The organism is Streptomyces sp. SPB074, from assembly GCF_000154905.1.
Taxonomy (GTDB): domain Bacteria; phylum Actinomycetota; class Actinomycetes; order Streptomycetales; family Streptomycetaceae; genus Streptomyces.
In genome coordinates, this window is sequence record NZ_GG770539.1 from 4,416,563 (window position 1) to 4,425,095 (window position 8,533).

Annotated in this window: 9 protein-coding genes; 5 read left to right on the forward strand and 4 right to left on the reverse strand. The window is 73.8% G+C overall.

Going from position 1 to position 8,533, the window contains the following annotated elements; genetic code table 11:
* Positions 1-141 precede the first annotated feature (141 nt).
* The gene (locus SSBG_RS18555; RefSeq protein WP_008747607.1) at positions 142-534 is read left to right on the forward strand and encodes a hypothetical protein; all 393 of its coding nucleotides are present in this window, start codon (positions 142-144) and stop codon (positions 532-534) included.
* 22 nt (positions 535-556) lie between these two features.
* A complete protein-coding gene (locus SSBG_RS18560) occupies positions 557-1,747 on the forward strand; it encodes a glutathionylspermidine synthase family protein (protein ID WP_008747608.1) in 1,191 nt (396 codons plus the stop codon).
* Between the two features lie 3 nt (positions 1,748-1,750).
* Here SSBG_RS18560 and SSBG_RS18565 read toward each other — a convergent pair whose 3' ends face one another.
* From SSBG_RS18565 to SSBG_RS18575, 3 genes are all read right to left on the reverse strand, one after another.
* A complete protein-coding gene (locus SSBG_RS18565; protein WP_008747609.1) occupies positions 1,751-2,512 on the reverse strand; it encodes a DUF899 family protein in 762 nt (253 codons plus the stop codon).
* Positions 2,513-2,612: 100 nt separating this feature from the next.
* Positions 2,613-3,821: an ornithine--oxo-acid transaminase gene (gene rocD / locus SSBG_RS18570; RefSeq protein WP_008747610.1), complete on the reverse strand. Its 1,209-nt coding sequence runs from the start codon at positions 3,819-3,821 to the stop codon at positions 2,613-2,615.
* Between the two features lie 85 nt (positions 3,822-3,906).
* Positions 3,907-4,323, reverse strand: coding sequence for a hypothetical protein (locus tag SSBG_RS18575; protein ID WP_008747611.1), 417 nt, complete (start codon positions 4,321-4,323; stop codon positions 3,907-3,909).
* A gap of 177 nt (positions 4,324-4,500) precedes the next feature.
* Between SSBG_RS18575 and trpS the strand changes: the two genes are divergently transcribed.
* The gene (gene trpS, locus SSBG_RS18580; RefSeq protein ID WP_008747612.1) at positions 4,501-5,514 is read left to right on the forward strand and encodes a tryptophan--tRNA ligase; all 1,014 of its coding nucleotides are present in this window, start codon (positions 4,501-4,503) and stop codon (positions 5,512-5,514) included.
* Positions 5,515-5,838: 324 nt separating this feature from the next.
* The gene (locus SSBG_RS18585) at positions 5,839-6,423 is read left to right on the forward strand and encodes a 2'-5' RNA ligase family protein (protein WP_008747613.1); all 585 of its coding nucleotides are present in this window, start codon (positions 5,839-5,841) and stop codon (positions 6,421-6,423) included.
* Between the two features lie 49 nt (positions 6,424-6,472).
* On the opposite strand, the gene SSBG_RS18590 is transcribed toward SSBG_RS18585, so the two are convergent.
* Complete coding sequence (locus tag SSBG_RS18590; RefSeq protein WP_008747614.1) at positions 6,473-7,261, reverse strand: decaprenylphospho-beta-D-erythro-pentofuranosid-2-ulose 2-reductase; 789 nt, start codon at positions 7,259-7,261, stop codon at positions 6,473-6,475.
* A 212-nt stretch (positions 7,262-7,473) separates the two neighbouring features.
* On the opposite strand from SSBG_RS18590, the gene SSBG_RS18595 reads away from it, so the two are divergent.
* Entirely contained in the window at positions 7,474-8,472 is a 999-nt protein-coding gene (locus SSBG_RS18595) for a YihY/virulence factor BrkB family protein (RefSeq protein ID WP_008747615.1), read from the forward strand.
* Positions 8,473-8,533 lie beyond the last annotated feature (61 nt).

Genomic DNA, 8,533 nt, shown 5'->3' on the forward strand with positions numbered 1-8,533 from the left:
GGGCGTGCCTCGCCCCCGCGTTACACGCTCCGTCCTCCCGGCCGGTGGCGCGCGGGCGCTCCCGCTCCTAGGCTGTGCGGTGATTTCGGGGTACACGCGTGCGGGCACCGCACGGACGCGTCGCACACACGGGGGACCACCATGACCACGACCGACCCGGCGGCCACGCCCGCCGAGGCCCTGCGCCCGCGCCGCCTGCGCTCCAGCACCGTCGTGCTCGGCGGGATGGGGCTGCTCGCCGTCGCGCTCTCCGCCTGCGGCTCCGAGCCCGACCGGCGCTGCGTGGACCGCGACAGCTACACCCTCGACGGCTACAAGGTCCTGGCCGACAAGAACTGCCGCACGACGAGCGGCCGTCCGGCCACCACGGCGAGGAGCGGGGCGAAGCCCGCCGCGCGGCCCGCCTGGTACTACGGCTCCGAGGCCGGGAGCGGTCGCGCCGACTACGGCACCTTCTCGCAGGACAGCGCGATCCAGCGCGGCGGCCTCGGCTGCGACGACGACGACCACAACGGCGGCGGGTACGGCGGCTGAGCGGGACGGACGCGCACCGGCCATGGAACGCCGCACCATCGAGCCCCGCCCCGGCTGGCAGGAGACCGTCGAGGAACAGGGCCTCATCTACCCGCTGACCCGCTACCCCGACGGCGAGTTCCGCCCCTACTGGGACGAGAGCGCCTACTACGTCTTCACGCTGCCCGAGGTCGAGGCGCTGGAGGAGACGGTCGGGGAACTGCACGGGATGTGCCTCGAAGCCGCCGCGCACATCGTCGCCCACGACCGCTTCGCCGACCTCGGCCTCACCGACCCGGACCAGATCGGGCTGATCGCCGAGTCCTGGCACCGCCGCGCCGAACTCCCCACCCTCTACGGGCGGTTCGACCTCCGCTACGACGGCGCGGGTCCGGCGAAGCTCCTGGAGTACAACGCGGACACGCCGACCTCGCTCGTCGAGGCGGCGAGCGCGCAGTGGTTCTGGATGGAGGAGCGCTTCCCCGGCGCCGACCAGTGGAACTCGCTCCACGAACGCCTCGTGGACGCCTGGCGACGGCAGGCGCGGCTCCTCCCGCCCGGGCCCGTGCACTTCGCGCACTCCGTCTCGGACGTCCTCGGCGAGGACCTCATGACGGTCGCCTACCTGCGCGAGACCGCCGCTCAGGCCGGGCTCGCCACCGAGGCGATCGCCGTCGAGGACATCGGCTGGGACCCGCTGTCCCGCCGCTTCGTGGACCTCGGGCTCCGCTTCGTGCGCAGCTGCTTCAAGCTCTACCCCTGGGAATGGCTCGCCCAGGACCGCTTCGCGCCCTTCGTCCGCGAGACGCTGGACAACGGCGGCGGCACGGGCTCCACGATGTGGATCGAGCCCGCCTGGAAGATGCTCCTGTCCAACAAGGCGCTCCTCGCGATCCTCTGGGAACTCTTCCCCGGCCACCCGAACCTGCTCCCCGCCCACCTCGACGGACCGCGCGACCTCGCCACGACGAGCGGCTACGCGGCGAAGCCGCTCTTCGGCAGGGAGGGCGCCGGGGTCACGCTCCACGAGCCGGGCGCCCCGCCCCGCACCCGCACCGGGGGCGAGGACCCGCTCTGCTACCAGGCCCTCGCCCCGCTCCCCGACTTCGCGGGGAACAAGGTCGTCCTCGGCGCCTGGGTCGTCGAGGACGAGGCCGCGGGGCTCGGCATCCGCGAGTCCTCGGGCCTCGTCACCGACGAGTACGCGCGCTTCCTGCCGCACGTGATCCTGTAGGCGTCAGTGGCAGTGCCCCTGCCGCCCCAGCGTCGTCACCGGTTCCGCCCCGGGCCGCGTCCACTGCGGCACGGGGCGGCCGTGCGGCCTCCACGTCGCCTCGCCCGTCACGTCCGTGCGCCAGTACCAGCACGGTTCCCGGCCCTCCGGCCGGCCCGCGGGGTTCTCCTCCCACGCCTCGCCGCGCCCGTACGGGGTCCGGTCGAGCAGCGCGAACGAGCCGCTGAACGCCTCGTTGCCGCGCCCCGTCGTCGTGTACGTGAGGAACACGCGGTCCCTGTCGCGCAGGAACACCGACAGGTTCCCCATCCCGCCGCCGAGCGGCACCCCCGTGTCGCGCAGCGAGTACCAGGGCTGCCGGTACCCCATGAAGTCCGCGTACGGGGCGAGTTCGTCCCAGGGGCCGGAGGCGAGGAAGGCGAACGAGACGCCGCGCGCCTCCAGGTAGGGGGTCGCCGCCTGGAGGTGCCAGGCCGCGTTGGTGCACCCCTCGCACTGGCCCTGCGACGGCGCGCCGTCGTACCACATGTGCTGGTAGGTGACGAGCTCGGCGCGTCCCTCGAAGAGGTCCAGGAACGGTACGGGGCCCTGGGCGCCGACCACTTCGGCCTGCGCGTCGGTCTCGGTCATCGGCAGCCGGCGGCGCGCGGCGGCGAGCGCGTCGCTCTCGCGCGTGTGCGCCTTCTCGCGCGCGAGCAACGCCTCGTGCGCCTTCTGCCAGGTCTCCCTGTCCACGAGCGGCGGCCGGGAAGGGGGTGTCGTCATGGTCGTCCTCCGTATCGGGTACGGGAGAGTGGACCGGCGGAGCGGCCCGGACTCATCGGTCCGGGGGCGAGGGATCGGGGGCCCCGCCCCCGGCCGGCCCTCAGCCGACCACCGCCGCGAGCTGGTCGAGGCCCCAGTCCAGGTCCTCCTCGCTGATCACGAGCGGCGGGGCGAGCCGGATCGTGGAGCCGTGCGTGTCCTTCACCAGGACCCGGCGCTCCATGAGCTTCTCGGACAGCTCCCGGCCCGTCCCGAAGGCCGGGTCCACGTCCACGCCCGCCCACAGCCCGCGCCCCCGGACGGCCCGCACCGCGCCGCCGTCCGCGACGAGTTCCGCGAGCCGCGCGTGCATCCGTTCCCCGAGCCGCGTCGCGCGCGCCTGGAACTCGCCGCTCTCCAGGAGCGCGATCACCTCGATCGCGACGGCGCACGCCAGCGGGTTCCCGCCGAACGTCGAGCCGTGCTCACCGGGCCGGAACACGCCGAGCACGTCCCAGTCCGCGACGACGGCCGAGACCGGCACGACCCCGCCGCCGAGCGCCTTGCCGAGGATGTACATGTCGGGGACGACCTCCTCGTGCGCGCACGCGAAGGTACGGCCCGTGCGGCCCAGGCCCGACTGGATCTCGTCCGCCAGGAACAGCACCCCCCGCTCCCGGGTCAGCTCCCGCACCGCCGGGAGGTAGCCCGCCGGGGGCACCAGGACGCCCGCCTCGCCCTGGATCGGCTCGATGAGGACGGCGACGGTGTTGTCCGTGATCGCCTCGCGCAGCGCGGTGAGGTCGCCGTACGGGACGACGTCGAAGCCCGGCGTGTAGGGGCCGAAGTGGTGGCGGGCCTCGTGGTCGCTGGAGAAGCTGACGACGGTCGTCGTCCTGCCGTGGAAGTTGTTCCGCGCCACGACGATCTTCGCCGTCCCCTCGGGCACGCCCTTGACCTCGTACCCCCACTTCCGCGCCGTCTTGACTGCCGTCTCGACGGCCTCCGCGCCCGTGTTCATCGGCAGCACGGCCTCCTTGCCGCACAGCGCCGCGAGCCGGGCGCAGAACTCGCCGAAGCGGTCGTGGTGGAAGGCGCGGGAGGTGAGCGTGACCCGGTCGAGCTGGGCCTTGGCGGCGGCGATCAGGCGGCTGTTGCCGTGACCGAAGTTGAGCGCCGAATAACCGGCGAGCAGGTCGAGGTAGCGGACGCCCTCGATGTCGGTCATCCAGGCGCCCTCGGCGGAGGAGACGACGACGGGGAGCGGGTGGTAGTTGTGGGCGCCGTGCTCCTCGGCGGTGGCGATCTGCTGCTCGGTCTGGGTGGCCATGGGTGCGGCTCCGTCCGTCCGGGGATACGGGGTACGCCCCTCTGTACCGCCGCGGACGGGCGGAGCGCCGCAACTTCGCCGGAATTCACCCCACCCGGTCGACCCGGTACCCCGGCACCGAGGGCCACCGCACCGTCAGGACCACCGACTCCTCCTCGGCGATCCACGAGTGGTCCACGCCCCTGCCCCACACCACGTAGTCGCCCTGTTCCTCCAGCAGCACGCTGCGCCCCGGCAGTTCGACCCTGAACCGGCCGCTGATGAGGACGAGCAGCGCTTCTCGGACCTCGCCCCGCACCCACACCGCGCGCGTGTCGCCCGGCGGGTGCACGCCCCACTTGATCTCCACGGCCTCGCTGTGCCGGGGATCGCCCTCCGGCTTGAAGTGGCCCAGGAGCCAGCCCCGGTCCAGGGCCGCGTCCTTGCCCGCCTTGCCCACGTAGACGCTGCCGTCGCTCACGGGGTCGCTGCCGCCGGTCCCCGGGGCGCTGTCGCCGGTCACGGGGTCGGCGGCGCCGGTCACGGGGTCGGCGGCGCCGGTCCCCGGGAGGCTGTCTTCGGTCACGGGGGCGTTCTCGTCGTTCATGGGCCGGGACCCTACCGGCGGCCCCGGCGCGACCCGCGCCCGCTCCCCGAAACCTGCTGCCGTTTCCGGGGCCGTACCTGAGACAATGGGCCCATGGCCTCAGAACGTACTCGTGTGCTCTCCGGAATCCAGCCCAGCGCGGGCTCGTTCCACCTCGGCAACTACCTCGGCGCGGTCCGCCAGTGGGTGGCCCTCCAGGAGACCCACGACGCCTTCTACATGGTCGTCGACCTGCATGCCATCACGGTGCCGCAGGACCCCGCCACGCTCCGCGCCAACACCCGCCTCTCCGCCGCCCAGCTCCTCGCCGCCGGGATCGACCCCGAGCGCAGCGCCCTGTTCGTGCAGAGCCACATGCGCGAGCACGCCGAGCTGGCCTGGGTCATGAACTGCCTCACCGGCTTCGGCGAGGCGTCGCGCATGACCCAGTTCAAGGACAAGTCCGCGAAGCAGGGCGCCGAGGGCACGACCGTCGGCCTCTTCACGTACCCCGTCCTCCAGGTCGCCGACATCCTCCTCTACCAGGCCCACCAGGTCCCGGTCGGCGAGGACCAGCGCCAGCACGTGGAGCTGACCCGCGACCTCGCCGAGCGCTTCAACGCGCGCTACGGCGAGACCTTCGTCGTCCCCGAGGCGTACATCGTCAAGGAGACGGCGAAGATCTACGACCTCCAGGAACCGACGGCGAAGATGAGCAAGTCGGCGGCCTCGCCGAAGGGCCTCGTCAACCTCATGGACGAGCCCAAGGCGACGGCGAAGAAGATCAGGAGCGCCGTGACCGACACGGAGACGGAGATCCGCTTCGACCGCGCGCACAAGCCCGGCGTGAGTAATCTCCTCGGCATCTACTCCAACCTCACCGGCGTCACGGTGCCGGAGCTGGAGGAGAAGTACGCGGGCAAGGGCTACGGAGCGCTCAAGACCGACCTCGCCGATGTCGTCGTGGACTTCGTCACGCCCTTCCGCGACCGGACGCTCGCCTACCTGGACGACCCGGCCACGCTCGACAAGATCCTCGCCTCGGGCGCCGAGAAGGCCCGCGAGATCGCCGCGCCGACACTCGCCGCCGCCTACGACAAGGTCGGCTTCCTGCGTCCGCTGCGCTGAACTGCGCTTTCGTCCGCTTTTCGGGCGCCGGGCGGCATTTCGGCCCCCGGTCCCCGTCTGCGGCGGGGGCCGGGGGCCGGGGTGCGCCGGGGGACGCCCACGCGGACGGCGTGGTAGCGCGGCCCGGGGGCTCGCACGCGGAGCGCGTGCGGCGCACGGGCGGCGCACGGGCGGCGCGTGACACCAGGCACACACCGGGGGCCTTGGCCGTGCCGGGTCCGGGCGCGACACTTGCCGTACCGGACCGGGCCCGTACAGACCGCGCACAGGGGACACACCGCGCGCGGCGGGACCGCCCGGGGAGACTGACACGAGGAGATGGGAGTGGACGTGGGCTCGGTCACGCTCGGCGTTTCGATCGCGGTCCCGGAGCCTCACGGCAGTCGCCTCCAGCGACTGCGCGCGGACTTCGGGGACCCGGCCGCGCACGGTATCCCCACCCACATCACGCTGCTGCCGCCCACCGAGGCGCCCGCCGGGGCGCTGCCCGCCGTCGAGCGGCACCTCGCGGAGGTCGCGGCGAACGGCAGGTCCTTCCCGCTGCGCCTCGAAGGCACCGGGACCTTCCGCCCCGTCTCGCCCGTCGTGTACGTACGGGTCGTGGAGGGCACGGACGCCTGCGCCTGGCTCCAGAAGCAGGTGCGCGACGCCTCCGGGCCCGTGGCCCGCGAGCTCCAGTTCCCGTACCACCCGCACGTGACGGTCGCGCACGGCATCGCGGAGGAGGCGATGGACCGCGCGCAGACCGAGCTGGCCGACTACGCGGCGGCCTGGGACTGCACCGGGTTCAGCCTCTACGAGCAGGGCCGCGACGGCGTGTGGCGCCGCCTGCGCACCTTCTCCTTCGGCGCCGGCGCCGTCCCCAGCCAGCCGCTGAGCCCGGACGAGGCCCCGCACCCGATCGGCTGAGGGGCCGCCCCCGCCCGGCCGGGGGACCCGCCGGGCGGTGGCCTCGCGCTCAGACCGGCAGCCGCCGGAAGAGCGGGCGCGGGATGTGCCGCAGTCCCGCCATGACCGGGCGCAGGGTCGCCGGGACCCACACCGTCTCGCTGCCGCGCCGCAGTCCGCGCTCCACCGCCTCGGCGACCGCCTCCGGCGTCGTCGCGAACGGCCCTTCGAGCCCGAGCACGCCCTCCGCGTGCTCCTCCGGGACGACCTGCTCCGGGCGGCGGCTGCGCACCACCCCGGGGCGTACGACGAGGACGCGCACCCCCGTCCCGTACAGCGCGTCGCCGAGCCCCTGCGCGAAGGCGTCGAGCCCGGCCTTGGATGAGCCGAAGATGAAGTCGCCGCGCCGCACCCGCTCGCCCGCGACGGAGGAGAGCACGACGAGCGCGCCGTGCCCCTGCGCCTGGAGTCCCATCCCGCACACGAGCCCCGCGGAGACGGCGCCCGTGTAGTTCGTCGCGGCGACGCGCGCGGCGGCGGCCGGGTCGGCCTCGTCGTTGAGCTGGTCGCCGGTGAGGCCGAAGGCGAGGAGGACGAGGTCGACCGGGCCCTCGGCGAAGACCTTGCCGAGCACCTCGGTGTGCGAGGCGGGGTCGAGCGCGTCGAAGGCGACCGTGTGCGTCGTCGCGCCGAGGGCGCGCAGTTCGGCGGCGGCGGCGTCGAGCGCGGGGCCCGGGCGGCCCGCGAGCCAGACGGTGCGGGTGCGGCGGCCGATCATGCGGCGCGCGGTGGCGAGACCCAGCTCCGAGGTGCCGCCGAGCAGCAGCAGAGAACGGGGCGGGCCGATCGGGTCCTGCATGGCGTACTCCTCGGGGCTCAGGGGTGGGCGCGCGGTGACCGTATCGCCCCCTCACTCCCGAATACCCCCAAATCGACCGAAAGCTCACCGTATCGGGCTACGGTACGGATTCACTCCCGCCCCGCCGGACTGCGCGAGCCCGTACCGGGGCACATGGTGGCGAGACGGTACGGCGCGGTAGGGCACGGCGCCCGGGAGGGGCGGAGGAACCCATGGACTGGCTCACGAGACTCCCGGTGATCGGGCCGTGGTGCGCGCGGCTCATGCGCACCCGCGCCTGGCGCTGCTACGAGCGGCTGGACGACGTGAAGTGGGCGCGGCTCGCCGCCGCGATGACCTTCACGAGCTTCCTCGCCCTCTTCCCGCTCCTCACGGTCGCCGTCGCCGTCGTCGCCGGCGCCTTCGGGCAGGACCGCGTCCACGACCTCGAATCGCGGGTCAAGGAGCAGATCCCCGGCATCGCCGACCAGCTCGACCTGCAAGGACTCGTGGACAACGCGGGCACGGTCGGGGTCGTGGCGGGTGCGGCGCTGCTCTTCACGGGCGTCAACTGGGTCGGCTCGATGCGGGAGTCGCTGCGCGCGGTGTGGCGGCTGCCCGAGGACCCGGGGAACTTCCTGCTCGCGAAGGCGCGCGACACGGGTGTCCTCATCGGCCTCGGCGTGGCGGGCCTGGTCACCGTCGTCGCCTCGGCCGTCTCCTCCACGGCGATCGGCTGGACGACCCGCCAGCTCGGCATCACCGAGGGCGGCGCGGGCGGCGTGCTGCTGCGCGTCCTGTCCTTCGCCGTCGCCGTCGGCGCCGACTTCCTGGTGCTGCTCTACGTGCTGAGCCTGCTGCCCCGCGTCCACCCCCCGCGCCGCCGCCTCGTCCTCGCCGCCCTCATCGGCGCGATCGGCTTCGAACTGCTGAAACTCCTGATCGGCGGCTACATCTCGGGCGTCGCGTCGAAGAGCATGTACGGCGTCTTCGGCGTCCCGATCGCCCTGCTCCTGTGGATCAACTTCACCGCGAAGCTCCTGCTGTACTGCGCGGCGTGGACGGCGGTGGAGGGGCGCGCCGAGGTGGCGGAGAGCGAGCGGGCCGAGGAGGCGGAAGCGGCCCGGCTCACGACGGCACCGGAGCCCCCGGCCGCCCGCCACGGAAGGTTCCGCAAGCGGGCACGGCCCGGGGCGACGCGGACGGCGGGAGGCCCCGGGGGCGAGGGCTGAACCGGCGCCGGGGGGCGGGCGCGGAGGACGCGCGCGGGGCGGACGGGTGCGGGGCGGACGG